The 14,873-nt window shown below is 70.6% G+C and carries 13 protein-coding genes; 8 read left to right on the top strand and 5 right to left on the bottom strand.

Annotation, left to right across the window (positions count from 1 at the left end; translation table 11 throughout):
- The first annotated feature begins 107 nt into the window (after nucleotides 1–107).
- From OG247_RS11465 to pgi, 5 genes are all read left to right on the top strand, one after another.
- Nucleotides 108–1,319, top strand: a complete 1,212-nt coding sequence (locus OG247_RS11465) for a phosphoglycerate kinase (RefSeq protein ID WP_327252134.1) — start codon at nucleotides 108–110, stop codon at nucleotides 1,317–1,319.
- Nucleotides 1,320–1,325: 6 nt separating this feature from the next.
- Entirely contained in the window at nucleotides 1,326–2,114 is a 789-nt protein-coding gene (tpiA, locus tag OG247_RS11460) for a triose-phosphate isomerase (protein ID WP_327252133.1), read from the top strand.
- Between the two features lie 143 nt (nucleotides 2,115–2,257).
- Entirely contained in the window at nucleotides 2,258–2,494 is a 237-nt protein-coding gene (secG, locus tag OG247_RS11455; protein ID WP_266909659.1) for a preprotein translocase subunit SecG, read from the top strand.
- 178 nt (nucleotides 2,495–2,672) lie between these two features.
- On the top strand, nucleotides 2,673–3,008 hold the full coding sequence (locus tag OG247_RS11450; RefSeq protein WP_007263454.1) for an RNA polymerase-binding protein RbpA: 336 nt from the start codon (nucleotides 2,673–2,675) through the stop codon (nucleotides 3,006–3,008).
- A 156-nt stretch (nucleotides 3,009–3,164) separates the two neighbouring features.
- Nucleotides 3,165–4,868, top strand: a complete 1,704-nt coding sequence (gene pgi / locus OG247_RS11445) for a glucose-6-phosphate isomerase (protein ID WP_327257429.1) — start codon at nucleotides 3,165–3,167, stop codon at nucleotides 4,866–4,868.
- A 91-nt stretch (nucleotides 4,869–4,959) separates the two neighbouring features.
- Here pgi and pgl read toward each other — a convergent pair whose 3' ends face one another.
- The 5 genes from pgl to tkt form a co-directional block, all read right to left on the bottom strand.
- On the bottom strand, nucleotides 4,960–5,742 hold the full coding sequence (gene pgl / locus OG247_RS11440) for a 6-phosphogluconolactonase (protein WP_327252132.1): 783 nt from the start codon (nucleotides 5,740–5,742) through the stop codon (nucleotides 4,960–4,962).
- Between the two features lie 262 nt (nucleotides 5,743–6,004).
- Nucleotides 6,005–7,054: a glucose-6-phosphate dehydrogenase assembly protein OpcA gene (gene opcA / locus OG247_RS11435; protein WP_327252131.1), complete on the bottom strand. Its 1,050-nt coding sequence runs from the start codon at nucleotides 7,052–7,054 to the stop codon at nucleotides 6,005–6,007.
- A complete protein-coding gene (zwf, locus tag OG247_RS11430; protein WP_243338381.1) occupies nucleotides 7,051–8,577 on the bottom strand; it encodes a glucose-6-phosphate dehydrogenase in 1,527 nt (508 codons plus the stop codon). The genes opcA and zwf overlap by 4 nt, the downstream gene beginning before the upstream one ends.
- Nucleotides 8,578–8,582: 5 nt before the next feature.
- Nucleotides 8,583–9,701 carry a transaldolase gene (gene tal, locus OG247_RS11425; RefSeq protein ID WP_327252130.1) on the bottom strand — a complete coding sequence of 373 codons (1,119 nt, stop codon included), beginning with the start codon at nucleotides 9,699–9,701 and terminating at the stop codon, nucleotides 8,583–8,585.
- A gap of 35 nt (nucleotides 9,702–9,736) precedes the next feature.
- Nucleotides 9,737–11,824 (bottom strand): transketolase, encoded by a 2,088-nt coding sequence (tkt, locus tag OG247_RS11420; protein WP_327252129.1) that lies wholly within the window; start codon nucleotides 11,822–11,824, stop codon nucleotides 9,737–9,739.
- A gap of 269 nt (nucleotides 11,825–12,093) precedes the next feature.
- Here tkt and OG247_RS11415 point away from each other — a divergent pair, with 269 nt between their 5' ends.
- The 3 genes from OG247_RS11415 to OG247_RS11405 all read left to right on the top strand — a co-directional run bounded on the left by OG247_RS11415 (nucleotide 12,094) and on the right by OG247_RS11405 (nucleotide 14,851).
- Nucleotides 12,094–13,041, top strand: a complete 948-nt coding sequence (locus OG247_RS11415) for a heme o synthase (protein WP_327257428.1) — start codon at nucleotides 12,094–12,096, stop codon at nucleotides 13,039–13,041.
- A 138-nt stretch (nucleotides 13,042–13,179) separates the two neighbouring features.
- Nucleotides 13,180–13,530, top strand: a complete 351-nt coding sequence (locus OG247_RS11410; protein ID WP_327252128.1) for a hypothetical protein — start codon at nucleotides 13,180–13,182, stop codon at nucleotides 13,528–13,530.
- A gap of 187 nt (nucleotides 13,531–13,717) precedes the next feature.
- Nucleotides 13,718–14,851 carry an amidohydrolase gene (locus OG247_RS11405; protein ID WP_327252127.1) on the top strand — a complete coding sequence of 378 codons (1,134 nt, stop codon included), beginning with the start codon at nucleotides 13,718–13,720 and terminating at the stop codon, nucleotides 14,849–14,851.
- Nucleotides 14,852–14,873 lie beyond the last annotated feature (22 nt).

Here is a 14,873-nt window from a genome sequence, read left to right as displayed (position 1 = left end):
GGCTCGGGCAGCGCGATGAAGCGCTGTACGGGCCCTGTTGCTTGCCTCGTACCCCTCTCGCCCCGCACGGGTAAAGTCCTGGGCTGGGAAAAGGAGTAGAAAACAGCATGAAGACGATCGACGAACTTCTCGCCGAGGGCGTGTCCGGCAAGCGTGTCTTCGTACGCGCCGACCTGAACGTGCCGCTCTCCAACGGTGAGATCACCGATGACGGCCGCATCCGCGCCGTGCAGCCCACCATCGCGAAGCTCGCCGAGGCCGGCGCCCGCGTGGTCGTGGCTTCGCACCTGGGCCGCCCCAAGGGCGCCCCGGACCCGGCCTTCTCGCTGGCGCCCGCCGCCGCCCGCCTCGGCGAGCTGCTGGCCGTGGACGTCGCCTTCGCCACCGACACCGTCGGCGCCTCCGCCAAGGAGACCGTCGCGGGCCTCGCCGACGGCCAGGTCGCCGTCATCGAGAACCTGCGCTTCAACGCCGGTGAGACCGCCAAGGACGACGCCGAGCGCGGCGCCTTCGCGGACCAGCTCGCCGAGCTGGCCGACATCTACGTCGGCGACGGCTTCGGCGCTGTCCACCGCAAGCACGCCTCGGTCTTCGACCTCCCCGCGCGCCTCCCGCACGCGGCCGGCTACCTCATCGCCACCGAGGTCGGCGTCCTGAAGAAGCTGACCGCCGAGGTCAAGCGCCCGTACGTGGTCATCCTCGGCGGCGCCAAGGTCTCCGACAAGCTCGCCGTCATCGACGAGCTGCTCGGCAAGGCCGACCGCCTGCTCATCGGCGGCGGCATGGCGTACACCTTCCTCTACGCCAAGGGCTACGAGGTCGGCATCTCCCTGCTCCAGAAGGACCAGGTGGACGTCGTCAAGGAGTACATGGAGCGCGCCGAGAAGAACGGTGTCGAGCTGGTCCTCCCCGTCGACATCCTCGCCTCCAAGGACTTCCCGGACCTGAAGACCAAGGCCCCGGCGGACTTCATCACCGTCGACGCGGACAAGATCCCCGCCGACCAGGAGGGTCTGGACATCGGTCCCAAGACCCGCGAGCTGTACGCCACGAAGATCGCCGACGCCGAGACCGTCTTCTGGAACGGCCCCGTGGGCGTCTTCGAGCACCCCGACTACGCCGGCGGCACCCGCGCCATCGCGCAGGCGCTCGTCGACAGCAGCGCCTTCACCGTCGTCGGCGGTGGCGACTCGGCCGCCGCCGTGCGCACGCTCGGCTTCGACGAGAACGCTTTCGGCCACATTTCGACCGGTGGCGGCGCCTCCCTCGAGTACCTCGAGGGCAAGACGCTCCCCGGCCTCGCCGCACTGGAGGTCTGAACCCCGATGACTGACAACACCGCCGGCCGTACCCCGCTGATGGCGGGCAACTGGAAGATGAACCTCAACCACCTCGAGGCCATCGCCCACGTCCAGAAGCTCGCCTTCGCCCTGGCCGACAAGGACTACGACTTCGTCGAGGTCGCGGTCCTGCCGCCCTTCGTCGACCTCCGTTCGGTCCAGACCCTGGTCGACGGCGACAAGCTGAAGATCAAGTACGGCGCCCAGGACATCTCGGCCCACGACTCCGGTGCCTACACCGGCGAGATCTCCGGCCCGATGCTCTCGAAGCTCAAGTGCACCTTCGTGGCCGTCGGCCACAGCGAGCGCCGCCAGTACCACGGCGAGAGCGACGAGATCTGCAACGCCAAGGTCAAGGCCGCCTACAAGCACGGGATCACCCCGATCCTGTGCGTCGGCGAGGGCCTGGACATCCGCAAGGCCGGCCAGCAGGTCCCGTACACGCTGAACCAGCTCGACGGCGGCCTCAAGGACGTCCCGGCCGAGCAGGTCGAGTCCATCGTGATCGCGTACGAGCCCGTCTGGGCGATCGGGACCGGCGAGGTCGCCACCCCCGAGGACGCGCAGGAGGTCTGCGGTGCCATCCGCGTCCGTCTCGCGGAGCTGTACTCGCAGGAGCTGGCCGACAAGGTCCGCATCCAGTACGGCGGCTCGGTCAAGTCCGGCAACATCGCCGCGATCATGGCCCAGCCCGACGTCGACGGCGCCCTGATCGGCGGCGCGGCGCTGGACGCGGACGAGTTCGTGAAGATCGTCCGGTTCCGCGACCAGTGACGTTCATCGTGAGTATGCGGTAGGGCGGATCCGTCGTACCCTTGCGGGGGCCAGCAGGCTGAATCAGCCGCTGGCCCCCGTGCTCGTAATCGGCAATGCGGGAAAGCCGGAAAGCCAGTAAGCCCAGAAAGTAGGAATCAGCCGTGATTTTGGGGTTCGAGATCGCCTTGGTCGTCTTCAGCGCCCTGCTGATGCTGCTCGTGCTGATGCACAAGGGCAAGGGCGGCGGTCTTTCCGACATGTTCGGCGGCGGTATGCAGTCGTCGGTCGGCGGCTCCTCGGTCGCGGAGCGCAACCTCGACCGCATCACCGTGGTGATCGGTCTGCTCTGGTTCGCCTGCATCGTCGCGCTCGGCCTGCTCATGAAGACCGGCAGCTGAACCGTTCTGGCCATTCCGGCCGTCCGGTCGGCTCCCCCCGGCCTATCATGAGGTTCGGCGTTCGTGTCTGGAATGGGTAACTCCACTCCTGGACGGGCGCCCCGCCTTACGTAGACTTGGGCGCCCGCGACGGAATCCACTCACGCTTCGCGGCACCATCACGCAGGGAGTTACGACCGTGGCAAGTGGCAACGCGATCCGTGGTAGTCGGGTCGGAGCGGGGCCGATGGGCGAGGCCGAGCGCGGCGAGTCCGCGCCCCGCCTGCGCATCTCCTTCTGGTGCTCGAACGGGCACGAGACGCAGCCGAGCTTCGCCAGCGACGCGCAGGTGCCGGATACCTGGGACTGCCCGCGCTGCGGGTTCCCGGCCGGCCAGGACCGGGACAACCCGCCCGCGCCGCCGCGCACCGAGCCGTACAAGACGCACCTGGCGTACGTACGGGAGCGGCGCACGGACGCCGACGGCGAGGCGATCCTCGCCGAGGCCCTCGCGAAGCTGCGCGGCGAGATCTGACGCGTCCCCACCGAACAACCGAAGTGGCAACCGGCCCGGCCCGCAGGAGACTTCTCTCCTGCGGGCCGGGCCGCTTTGTGTCGGTTGTGCCGCTTCCCATCCCTTAGGTTGGAACCGGCGGGGCACGACAGGACAGGAAGTGGGTTGATGTCCGAGATGAACGCAAACCAGGCCGCCGCGCGAAGCGCGTCAAGCGAGGGCGGTGGTGGGCGACGGGAGGGCCGTACGAGGCTCAACCGGACGCCCGAGTGGCACGCACTCGGCAAGCACCGGGACGAGTTGGGGCAGACGCATCTGCGGGAGCTGTTCGAGACGGATCCGGGCCGGGGCACCGGCTACACGCTGCAGGTCGGCGACCTGCACATCGACTACTCGAAGCACCTCGTGACCGACGAGACGCTGACGCTGCTGCGCGAACTGGCCGCGGCGACCGGCGTGGCCGGGCTGCGCGAGGCCATGTTCCGCGGCGAGAAGATCAACACGACCGAGGACCGGGCGGTCCTGCACACCGCGCTGCGCGCACCGGCCGACGCGGTCGTCGAGGTGGACGGGGAGAACGTCGTACCCGGCGTCCACGCGGTCCTCGACAAGATGGCGGCCTTCGCCGGCCGCATCCGGTCGGGGGAGTGGACCGGCGCCACCGGCAAGCGCATCAAGAACGTCGTCAACATCGGCATCGGCGGCTCCGACTTGGGTCCGGCGATGGCGTACGAGGCGCTGCGCGCCTTCTCCGACCGGGGCCTGACCCTGCGCTTCGTGTCCAACGTGGACGGCGCCGACCTGCACGAGGCCGTGCGGGACCTGGACCCGCTGGAGACGCTCTTCATCATCGCGTCGAAGACGTTCACGACGATCGAGACCATCACCAACGCCACCTCGGCGCGCGCGTGGCTGCTCGCGGGCGTGGGCGGCGACCAGGCGGCCGTGGCACGGCACTTCGTGGCACTGTCGACCAACGAGGAGAAGGTCTCCGAGTTCGGCATCGACACGGCCAACATGTTCGAGTTCTGGGACTGGGTCGGCGGGCGCTACTCCTTCGACTCCGCGATCGGGCTGTCCCTGATGATCGCGATCGGCCCGGACGCGTTCCGGGAACTGCTCGGCGGATTCCACGCCATGGACGTGCACTTCCGCACGGCGCCCGCCGAGGAGAACGCCCCGCTGCTGCTGGGCCTGTTGGGGATCTGGTACGGGGCGTTCTTCGACGCCCAGTCGCACGCGGTGCTCCCGTACAGCCACTACCTCTCCCGGTTCACCGCGTACTTGCAGCAGCTGGACATGGAGTCCAACGGCAAGTCCGTGGACCGCGAGGGCAACCCGGTGGACTGGCAGACCGGGCCGGTGGTGTGGGGCACGCCCGGCACCAACGGCCAGCACGCCTACTACCAGTTGATCCACCAGGGCACCCGGGTGATCCCGGCGGACTTCATCGGCTTCGCACGGCCGGTGGGCGAACTGGCGCCCGCGCTGGCGGCCCAGCACGACCTGTTGATGGCGAACTTCTTCGCGCAGACGCAGGCGCTGGCCTTCGGCAAGACGGCGGACGAGGTCCGGGCGGAGGGCGTCGCCGAACCGCTGGTCCCGCACAAGACCTTCGCGGGCAACCACCCGACGACCACGATCCTGGCGACCGAGCTGACCCCGTCCGTACTGGGCCAGCTCATCGCGCTCTACGAGCACAAGGTCTTCGTCCAGGGCGCGGTGTGGAACATCGACTCCTTCGACCAGTGGGGCGTGGAGCTCGGGAAGGTGCTGGCCAGGCGGATCGAGCCCGCGCTCACCGACGGCACGGAGGTACCGGGCCTGGACCAGTCGACGCGGGCGCTGGTGGCCACGTACCGCTCGCTGCGGGGCCGCTGACGGCAACCGCCGACAAAGCTGACCAACGCTGACCAACGCTGACAGGGCCCGCTCTCCCCGGGGAGAGCGGGCCCTGTCGTGTCCTACGGGATCAGGCGGAGGCCGGCGGGTACATGTCGGCGGGGAGCTTTGCCGCCGCCGCGCGGTCGAGGAGCCACAGGGTGCGCGCGCTGCCGCGGGCCTCGGCCGCCGGAGCCTGGACTCCGCCCGCGCCGCCCAGCGCGATCGCCACCGCTCCGGCCTTGTCCTCGCCGGCCGCCAGCAGCCAGACCTCGCGGGCCGCCCGGATCGCCGGGAGGGTGAGCGAGATCCGGGTCGGCGGCGGCTTGGGCGCGCCGTGGACGCCGACCACCGTGCGCTCGCTCTCGCGGGACGCGGGGTGCTCGGGGAAGAGGGAGGCCACGTGGGTGTCCGGGCCCACGCCCAGCATCAGGACGTCGAAGCGGGGGACCGGGCCGTGGTCCTCGGGGCCGGAGGCCTTCCGGAGCTCCGCCGCGTAGGAGGCGGCCGCCGCGTCCACGTCGACCCCGTACGGGCCGTCGGAGGCGGGCATGGCGTGGACCCGCGCGGGGTCCACCGGGACGGAGTCCAGCAGGGCCTCACGGGCCTGGACGTGGTTGCGCTCGGGGTCGTCGGCGGGCACGTAGCGCTCGTCGCCCCACCACAGGTCGATCCGGGACCAGTCGATGGCGTCCCGGGCCGGGGCCGCGGCCAGCGCGGCGAGCAGGCCGTTGCCGTTGCGGCCGCCGGTGAGGACCACGGAGGCGGTGCCGCGGGCGGCCTGTGCGTCCACGATCTTCGTGATCAGCCGGGCGGCCGCGGCCTGGGCCATCAGCTCCTTGTCCCGGTGGACGACGACCTGGGGAGTCGTCATACCCATGTGCTGCCGCCTTGTCGGTAGTTCTGAGTGCGAGTACGGGTCCGGATACCGCTGCGCGGAGCCTGTTCCCCACCCCGCCCCTTCCCGAAACCGAGGGCTCTGCCCCCAGACCCCCGCGCCTCAAACGCCGGCGAGGCTGGATGATGCCGCGCAGCGGCATGTCCAGCCCGCCCGGCGTTTGAGGGCCGGGTCCGGGCGGAGCCCGGTTTCGGGAAGCGGCGGGGTGGGGGAGGCCCCGCGCAGCGGCCCGTTCGTGCTACTTGGCCGCGGCCTTCTTGGCCGGCTTCGCCGGAGCGGGCTTCGAGGCCGGGGCCTCAGCCTTGGCCGGGGCCTCCGCCTTGGCGGGAGCCGGCTTCGCGGGTGCCGGCGTCTGCCCGGCCGCGGGGGCTAGGCGGGCCACGCCGAACTTCAGCGAGGCCTCGTAGGTGTTGTCCGGGTCCAGGCGGCGGAGTTCCTCCGCCAGGAGCTCGGCCGTGTCGCGGCGCTTCAGCGCCACCGCACGGTCGGGCTGCCCCGGCATGCACAGCGTGGCCAGTGCCCCGTCCGCCCGGTCCAGGACGATCTCGCCGTCCTTGGTCTCCAGGCGCACCGCGGTGAGCCCGGGGCCCGCCGAGGAGGTGCGCTTGACGGGGACCCCGAGCCGGTCCGCGAGCCACATCGCCAGCAGCTCGCAGCTCGGGTTGTCGTCCTCGCCCTCGACCGTGGCCGAGGACACCGAGTGGGTCTGCTGGTCGAGCGCCGCCGCCAGCATGGAGCGCCACGGGGTGATCCGGGTCCAGGACAGGTCCGTGTCCCCGGGGGCGTACGCCGCGGCCCGGCTGCCGAGCGCCTCGATCGGGTCCTCGGCGGAGTAGGTGTCCGTGATCCGGCGCTGGCCGAGCGCCCCCAGGGGGTCGCCCGCCAGGTCCTGCGGAGCACCCTCGGGCCACCAGACGACGACGGGCGCGTCCGGCAGGAGCAGCGGGAGCACCACCGACTGGGCGTGGTCGACCAGTTCGCCGTGCAGGCGGAGCACGACCGTCTCGCCGGTGCCGGAGTCCGTCCCCACGCGGACTTCCGCGTCGAGACGGGCATCGCGGCGGCTGCGCGGCGAGCGGCTGACCCGCTTGATGACCACGACGATCCGCGAAGGGTGTTCGCGGGACGCGTCGTTCGCCGACTTGAGCGCGTCGTACGCGTTCTCCTCGTCGGTCACGATCACCAGCGTGAGCACCATCCCGATGGCGGGCGTGCCGATGTCCCGGCGCGCCTGCACCAACGAGGCGTTGATCTTGCTGGAGTTGGTCTCCGTGAGATCGATCTTCATGGCCGGCGCCAGCTCCGTCCGTCTCGTGCGAGCATCTCGTCCGCCTCGACCGGTCCCCAGGTGCCCGACGGGTACTGGGCGGGCTTGCCGTGCGTGTCCCAGTACCGCTCGATCGGGTCGAGGATGTTCCAGGACAGCTCGACCTCCTGGTGGCGCGGGAACAGGTTCGCGTCGCCGAGGAGCACGTCGAGGATGAGTCGCTCGTAGGCCTCGGGGCTCGACTCCGTGAAGGACTCGCCGTAGGCGAAGTCCATCGTCACGTCCCGGACCTCCATGGAGGTGCCCGGAACCTTGGAACCGAAGCGCACCGTCACGCCCTCGTCCGGCTGGACCCGGATGACCAGGGCGTTCTGCCCCAGCTCCTCGGTCGCGCCCGATTCGAACGGCAGGTACGGGGCCCGCTTGAAGACGACCGCGATCTCGGTCACCCGGCGGCCCAGGCGCTTGCCCGTCCGCAGGTAGAACGGGACGCCCGCCCAGCGGCGGTTGTTGATCTCCAGGCGGATGGCCGCGTAGGTGTCGGTCTTCGACTTGGGGTCGATGCCGTCCTCTTCGAGGTACCCGACGACCTTCTCGCCGCCCTGCCACGCCGCCGAGTACTGGCCGCGCACGGTGTGCTTGCCCAGGTCCTCGGGCAGCTCCACGGCGGTCAGCACCTTGAGCTTCTCGGCCACCAGCGCCTTGGGGTGGAAGGAGCCGGGCTCCTCCATCGCGGTCAGCGCCAGCAGCTGGAGCAGGTGGTTCTGGATGACGTCGCGGGCCGCGCCGATGCCGTCGTAGTAGCCGGCCCGGCCGCCGATGCCGATGTCCTCGGCCATCGTGATCTGCACGTGGTCGACGTACGACCGGTTCCAGATCGGCTCGAACATCGTGTTGGCGAAGCGGAGCGCCAGGATGTTCTGGACGGTCTCCTTGCCCAGGTAGTGGTCGATCCGGAAGACCTCGTTGGGCGGGAAGACGTCGTGCACGAGCTGGTTGAGCTCCTGCGCACTGGTCAGGTCGTGCCCGAACGGCTTCTCGATGACCGCGCGCCGCCAGGAGCCTTCCTTCTGCGCCAGCCCGTGCTTCTTGAGCTGGGCGACGACCTTGGGGAAGAACTTCGGCGGGACGGACAGGTAGAAGGCGAAGTTGCCGCCGGTGCCCTGCGCCTTGTCCAGCTCCTCGATCGTCGACTTCAGCGTCTCGAACGCCTGGTCGTCGTCGAAGTCGCCCTGGACGAAGCGGCAGCCCTGGACGAGCTGCTGCCAGACCTCTTCACGGAAGGGGGTGCGCGCGTGCTGCTTGACCGCGTCGTGAACCTCCTGCGCGAAGTCCTCGTCCTGCCATTCCCGTCGGGCGAAGCCGATCAGGGAGAAGCCCGGCGGGAGCAGGCCGCGGTTGGCGAGGTCGTAGACGGCAGGCATCAGCTTCTTGCGCGACAGGTCACCCGTAACGCCGAAAATGACCAGGCCGGACGGCCCCGCGATGCGCGGGAGCCGCCGGTCCTGTGCGTCACGAAGCGGGTTCGCTCCGTTTACAGACAAAGTGTTCAGGCCTCCGTGGGGGCGAGGCGCTCAAGCTCCGCCTCGGTCGACTTCAGCAGGTCGTTCCAGGACACCGCGAACTTCTCGACGCCCTCTTCCTCGAGCAGCTGCACCACATCGTCGTACGAAATGCCCAGCTTCGCGACCGCTGCGAGCTCGGCGCGCGACTCCTCGTACGTGCCGCGGATGGTGTCGCCCTCCACCACGCCGTGGTCGGCGGTGGCCTCGAGGGTGCCCTCGGGCATGGTGTTCACGGTGCCGGGGGCGACCAGGTCCACCACGTACAGGGTGTCCTTGTACGCCGGGTCCTTGACGCCGGTCGAGGCCCAGAGCGGACGCTGCTTGTTGGCGTGCGCCTTGTCCAGGGCGGCCCAGCGCTCGGTGGAGAAGACCTCCTCGTAGGCCTCGTAGGCCAGACGGGCGTTCGCGAGCGCCGCCTTGCCCTTGAGGGCCTTGGCCTCGTCGGTGCCGACGGCGTCCAGGCGCTTGTCGATCTCGGAGTCCACGCGGGACACGAAGAAGGAGGCGACCGAGTGGATCTTGGAGAGGTCCAGGCCCGCGGCCTTCGCCTTCTCCAGGCCCGCCAGGTACGCGTCCATGACCTCGCGGTAGCGCTCCAGCGAGAAGATCAGCGTGACGTTGACGCTGATCCCCTTGCCGATGACCTCGGTGATGGCCGGCAGGCCGGCCTTGGTCGCCGGGATCTTGATGAGCGTGTTCGGGCGGTCCACCAGCCACGCGAGCTGCTTGGCCTCGGCGATCGTCGCCTCGGTGTTGTGGGCCAGCCGCGGGTCGACCTCGATCGAGACACGGCCGTCCTGGCCCTCGGTCGAGTCGTAGACCGGGCGCAGGATGTCGGCGGCGTCGCGGACGTCCGCCGTGGTGATCATGCGGATCGCCTCTTCGACGGTGACCTTGCGGGCGGCCAGGTCGGCGAGCTGCTGCCCGTATCCCTCGCCGCCGCTGATCGCCTTCTGGAAGATCGCCGGGTTGGTGGTGACACCGACCACGTGCTGCTGGTCGATGAGCTCGGCCAGGTTGCCGGACGTGATGCGCTTGCGGGACAGGTCGTCCAGCCAGATCGCCACGCCCTCGTCGGAAAGGCGCTTCAGTGCGTCTGTCATGGGAATTGCATCTCCTACTGGTCTGGGTACGGGAGTCAGCGCGCGGCGGCGGCGAGCGACTCGCGTGCGGCGGCGGTCACGGCTTCGGCGGTCAGGCCGAACTCGCGGTACAGCACGGCGCCGTCCGCGGAGGCACCGAAGTGCTCGAGCGAGACGATCCGGCCCGCGTCGCCGACGTAGCGGTGCCAGGTCAGGCCGATGCCGGCCTCGACCGCGACACGCGCCTTGACCGAAGGCGGCAGGACGCTGTCCTTGTATTCCTGGGACTGCTCCTCGAACCACTCGACGGACGGCATCGAGACGACCCGGGCCGGGACGCCCTCCGCCTGCAGCGCCTCGCGCGCGGCGACGGCGAGCTGGACCTCGGAACCGGTGCCGATGAGGACGACCTGGGCTTCGCCACCCTCCGCCTCGAAGAGCACGTACCCGCCCTTGGCGGCGTCCTCGTTGCGCTCGTAGGTCGGCACGCCCTGGCGGGTCAGCGCCAGTCCGTGCGGGGCGCCCTTGCCGAAGACCTTGGTGTGGCGCTTCAGGATCTCGCGCCAGGCCACGGCGGTCTCGTTCGCGTCGGCCGGGCGGACCACGTTCAGGCCCGGGATGGCGCGCAGCGCGGCGACGTGCTCGACGGGCTGGTGGGTCGGGCCGTCCTCGCCGAGGCCGATGGAGTCGTGCGTCCACACGTAGGTGACCGGCACGTGCATCAGCGCGGAGAGGCGCACGGCGTTGCGCATGTAGTCGGAGAACACCAGGAAGGTGCCGCCGTAGATGCGGGTGTGGCCGTGCAGGGCGATGCCGTTCATGGCCGCGGCCATGGCGTGCTCGCGGATGCCGAAGTGGATGGTGCGGCCGTACGGGTCGGCCTCCGGCAGCGGGTTGCCCACCGGCAGGAACGAGGAGTTCTTGTCGATGGTGGTGTTGTTGGAGCCGGCGAGGTCGGCCGAGCCGCCCCACAGCTCCGGGATGACCGCGCCGAGCGCTGCGAGGACCTTGCCCGAGGCGGCGCGGGTGGCGACGCCCTTGCCGGCCTCGAAGACGGGGAGCTTGTCCTCCCAGCCCGCGGGGAGCTCGTTGGCGTTGACGCGGTCGAACTCGGCGGCGCGCTCCGGGTTGGCGGTGCGCCAGGCGGAGAACTCCTTCTCCCAGGCGGCGCGGGCCTCGCGGCCGCGGTCGCCGAGGGAACGGGTGTGCGCGATGACCTCGTCGGAGACCTCGAAGGTCTGCTCCGGGTCGAAGCCGAGCACGCGCTTGGTGGCGGCGACCTCGTCGTTGCCGAGGGCCGAGCCGTGCGAGGCCTCGGTGCCCTGGGCGTGCGGGGCCGGCCAGGCGATGATCGAACGGGCCGCGATGAAGGAGGGGCGCTCCGTCTCGGCCTTGGCGGCCTGCAGCGCGGCGAACAGCGCCTTCGGGTCGAGGTCGCCGTTCTCCTGCTGCGCGACGCGCTGGACGTGCCAGCCGTACGCCTCGTAACGCTTCAGGGTGTCCTCGGAGACGGCCGTCTCCGTGTCGCCCTCGATGGAGATGTGGTTGTCGTCCCACAGCAGCACCAGGTTGCCCAGCTTCTGGTGGCCCGCCAGTGCGGACGCCTCGTGGGAGATGCCCTCCTGGAGGCAGCCGTCGCCCGCGATCGCGTAGATCATGTGGTCGAACGGGGAGGCGCCCGTGGGAGCCTCGGGGTCGAACAGGCCGCGCTCGTAGCGGGCGGCCATGGCCATGCCCACCGCGTTGGCGATGCCCTGGCCCAGCGGGCCGGTGGTGGTCTCGACGCCCGCGGTGTGGCCGTACTCCGGGTGGCCGGGGGTCTTGGAACCCCAGGTGCGGAAGGCCTTCAGGTCGTCCAGCTCGAGCCCGAACCCGCCGAGGTACAGCTGGGTGTAGAGGGTCAGCGAGGAGTGACCGGCAGAGAGCACGAAACGGTCGCGGCCGACCCACTCCGGGTCCGCCGGGTCGTGCCGCATCACCTTCTGGAAGAGGGTGTACGCGGCGGGGGCCAGGCTCATGGCCGTGCCGGGGTGGCCGTTACCGACCTTCTGGACCGCGTCGGCGGCCAGGATCCGGGCGGTGTCGACAGCACGCTGGTCCAGTTCGGTCCAGTCGAGCTCTGTGGTCGTCGGCTTGGTGCTCACCGTGGGTCAGGGCTCCTCTCCACATGTCTGGTTCCCGGTGACGAACGGTGCACCGGCGCGATTCCGAGCCTACCCCCGCCACAGCGTGCAGCTATTCGAGTACCCGCGGTCCGCTCGTGACGTCTGAGCGCCGATCGGACCAACACGGGGCGACCCCCGCGCGGGACGAGCCAATGGCTACGTCTAGAGTGGCGTGGTACGCGCAAGCCTTTACGGGACCTTCATGTTTAAAAGGTTCACGTCGGAGCTTGCTGGATTCTCTGTCAGGGGTGTGCGTGACGGCCGTCGAATCCCGTCCAGCGGGGGTGCTCGGGACGAGCCCCAACCACCGGCCGTTCGGGGCCCGGGCCATGGCTTTCGTGGCACTGACCAAGCCGCGGATCATCGAGCTTCTGCTCATCACGACCGTGCCGGTGATGTTCCTCGCCGAGCAGGGCGTGCCCTCGCTGTGGCTGGTCCTCGCCACCTGCTTCGGCGGGTACCTGTCCGCGGGCGGCGCCAACGCGCTGAACATGTACATCGACCGCGACATCGACGCGCTGATGGACCGGACCTCGGGACGCCCGCTGGTGACCGGCATGGTCAGCCCGCGCGAATGCCTGGTCTTCGGCATCAGCCTCGGGATCGCCTCCACCCTGTTCTTCGGGCTGCTGATCAACTGGCTCTCGGCCGCGCTCGCGCTCGGCGCGCTCCTCTTCTATGTCGTCGTCTACACGATGCTGTTGAAGCGGCGCACCTCGCAGAACATCGTCTGGGGCGGCATCGCGGGCTGCATGCCGGTGCTCATCGGCTGGTCGGCCGTGAAGAACGAGGTCTCCTGGGCCGCCGTCATCCTCTTCCTCGTCATCTTCTTCTGGACGCCGCCGCACTACTGGCCGCTGTCGATGAAGGTGAAGGACGACTACGCGCGCGTCGGTGTGCCGATGCTGCCGGTCGTGGCGGGCAACAAGGCCGTGGCCAAGCAGATCGTCCTCTACAGCTGGGTGATGGTGGCGGTCTCGCTGCTGCTGACCCCGCTGGGGTACACCGGCTGGTTCTACACCTCGGTCGCCCTGGTGGCCGGCGGCTGGTGGCTGTGGGAGGCGCACGGGCTGAACGCGCGCGCCAAGTCGGGCGTGACGGGCGCGAAGCTCAAGGAGATGCGGCTGTTCCACTGGTCGATCACCTACGTGTCGCTGCTCTTCGTCGCCGTTGCGGTGGATCCCTTCCTCCGCTGAGGCTTCCCCCGTCCAGGCGTCCTCCGTTGATCCGGTCGATCGTTGATCCGGTCGATGCCTTCTCGGTCGATGCCTTCGGGGTTACGGCTCCTCCGTGCATGCTTCCTCCGTTGGCTACTCGCCGGTAGCATGCTGCCCATGGCAGACACCGAGGAGACCGCCGCCACGGCGGACAAGAAGCAGGACCGTACGGCCGCGAAGCTGGCCAAGCAGATCGGCGCGTTCGCCAAGCAGCACGGCGGCGCCGAGGGCCACCTGGCGCACATCGGCCAGGCGGGCACCCGGATCGTCCTCGTCGGCGCCGACGGAGGCTGGGGCGACCTGGTGGCCCCGGCGTACGACACCGCGCGGCTCGCGGCCGAGAAGGCCGGGCTGACCCTCCACGAGGAGTTCGACGGCGAGTTCGCCGCGCGGGTGCGGACCGGTCCGTACGAGTGGTCCCGGATGGCCGGCATGCAGCTCGGCGGAACCGCGAACCCGGCGGCCTGACCCGATCGATCTTGGCCTGATTGTTGCCCTGATCATTGGCTTGATCGTTTCCATTTCTTGGTCACCTCCGTTTCTTGATCATCTCCGCGTCACCCGCTCGGTCAACAGCACGAGCAACACCTCACACCCCGCTCACCCGTTAGGACGTGTGGAAGCCCCTTCCTCACGTCCGCAACGGGATGCCCGGATGATCGAAACGCCGCCGCTGGTGGACCAGTACTGCCAGGGAGTGCTCCGTGCGGAGCTCGGCCTCGCCACCTTCGAGGCCCAGCTCGCCCCCTCGGCCGGCCCGCCCGCCTCCGGCACCACCTTCTTCGACACCCAGACCGGCTTCGCGGTGCGCCGCTGGTGCCCGCCGCTGCTCGGGCTCGAACCGCACTGCGCCCCCGCCCGCTACCTCGCCCGGCGGCGCGAGCTGGGCGCCGCCGAGTCGGCCCGCCGGCTGCTGCGCGGCTGCGGGGTCGGCGCCCGGCTCGTCGACTCCGGGATGCCCGGGGACCTCACCGGGCCCAAGGAACTGGCCCTGGCCGGCGAGGCGGAGGCCTTCGAGCTGGTGCGGCCGGAGAGGCTGGCCGAGCAGGCGGCGGACACCTCCGGGACCGTGGCCGACTTCCTGGCCAACCTCGCGGGGGCGGTCCACCACGCCGCGGCCGGGGCCGTGGCCTTCACCTGCGGGGCAGCAGCCGGAGCCCGGCCCGCTGCGGAGAGTGATGCCCGGGACTGGGGAGCGGCCCTCGAAGCCGCGCCCGAGCCGCCCGGTCCGGGCGAGGTGCGGGGCGCGGCCGGGCGCTGGCTGGCCGCGCGGGCCGAGGGCGGGGCCCTGCGGGATCCCGTACTCCTGCGGCACCTGGCGTGGAGCGCGGTGTCCGCCGGGCTGCCGCTCCAACTGCACACGGGCGGGGAGCCGGGGGAGCCGGAGCGGCTGACCGGGTTCCTGCGGGCGACCGAGGGCCTGGGGGCGCGGCTGGTGCTGATCGGCGGGTACCCCCACCACCGGCAGGCCGCGCGGCTGGCCGCGGCCTTCCCGCACGTCCACGCCGACCTCGGCGCGGCGCTGGGGCCCACGGGGGCGCGGGCGGCCGCCGTTCTGGCGGAGTGCCTGGAGACCGCGCCGTTCGGGAAGCTGATGTTCTCGGGCGGCGGACGGCAGCTGCCCGAACTGCACGCGGTGGGCGCGCTGGTCTTCCGGGAGGCGCTCGGCCGGGTGCTCGGCGGCTGGGTCGCCGACGGCTCCTGGTCCTGGCGGGACGCGGAGCGCGTGGCGGCGATGGTCGCGGCGGGCAATGCCCGCCGCGTCTACCGGCTGGACGAACGGGGCTGACGGGCGGGGCTGACGAGCGGGG

The sequence above is a fragment of the Streptomyces sp. NBC_01244 genome (assembly GCF_035987325.1).
Lineage (GTDB): Bacteria > Actinomycetota > Actinomycetes > Streptomycetales > Streptomycetaceae > Streptomyces.
The sequence above is the reverse complement of the archived record's forward strand: the minus strand, read 5'-3'. Positions and strand labels throughout refer to the sequence as shown.

What these genes read in the sequence shown, in the direction of transcription:
- OG247_RS11465 (WP_327252134.1), top strand. Translation starts at nt 108, where the DNA reads ATGAAGACGATCGACGAACTTCTCGCCGAGGGCGTGTCCGGCAAGCGT.
- tpiA (WP_327252133.1), top strand. Translation starts at nt 1,326, where the DNA reads ATGACTGACAACACCGCCGGCCGTACCCCGCTGATGGCGGGCAACTGG.
- pgi (WP_327257429.1), top strand. Translation starts at nt 3,165, where the DNA reads ATGAACGCAAACCAGGCCGCCGCGCGAAGCGCGTCAAGCGAGGGCGGT.
- pgl (WP_327252132.1), bottom strand. Translation starts at nt 5,742, where the DNA reads ATGACGACTCCCCAGGTCGTCGTCCACCGGGACAAGGAGCTGATGGCC.
- opcA (WP_327252131.1), bottom strand. Translation starts at nt 7,054, where the DNA reads ATGAAGATCGATCTCACGGAGACCAACTCCAGCAAGATCAACGCCTCG.
- tal (WP_327252130.1), bottom strand. Translation starts at nt 9,701, where the DNA reads ATGACAGACGCACTGAAGCGCCTTTCCGACGAGGGCGTGGCGATCTGG.
- OG247_RS11410 (WP_327252128.1), top strand. Translation starts at nt 13,180, where the DNA reads ATGGCAGACACCGAGGAGACCGCCGCCACGGCGGACAAGAAGCAGGAC.
- OG247_RS11405 (WP_327252127.1), top strand. Translation starts at nt 13,718, where the DNA reads ATGATCGAAACGCCGCCGCTGGTGGACCAGTACTGCCAGGGAGTGCTC.